This is a genomic window from Acinetobacter sp. NIOH-H-8 (genome assembly GCF_046635365.1).
In the GTDB taxonomy this organism is placed as follows: domain Bacteria; phylum Pseudomonadota; class Gammaproteobacteria; order Pseudomonadales; family Moraxellaceae; genus Acinetobacter.
The window spans coordinates 1-460 of sequence record NZ_JBHDVN010000175.1 but is presented as its reverse complement, the minus strand read 5'-3'; the positions used below and the strand labels follow the sequence as shown (position 1 = coordinate 460).

Genomic DNA, 460 nt, shown 5'->3' with positions numbered 1-460 from the left:
CGCAACATCCGCATCGGCCTGTTCAACCTGATCCGCAAGAGCCCCGAAGTGTCCGTCGGGGCCATCAAGGTCCAGAAGTACAGTGCCTTCCTGCGCGAGATCGTCGTGCCCACCAACTTCAACATCGTGTCGGTCAAGCCCCTGCGCGGCTCGGGCCTGGTGGTGTGCGACCCCACGCTGGTGTTCGCCGTGATCGACTCGCTCTTTGGCGGCAACGGACAGTTCCACACCCGCATCGAGGGCCGCGACTTCTCACCCACCGAGCAACGCATCATCAACCGCCTGGTCGACGTCATCCGCGAGGAGTACAAGAAGGCCTGGCAGGGCATCGACCCGCTGGATCTCGAATACCAGCGCTCGGAGATGCAGCCCCAATTCGCCAACGTCGCCACGCCCAGCGAGATCGTCGTCACCACCTCGTTCACACTGGAGATCGGCGACACCACCGGCACGGTGCACT

At 63.5% G+C, this 460-nt stretch carries 1 pseudogene; it reads left to right on the top strand.

What is annotated here, in order from left to right:
* Positions 1-460 (top strand): annotated as a pseudogene (locus ACEWB7_RS17640) (flagellar motor switch protein FliM); the annotation flags it as partial.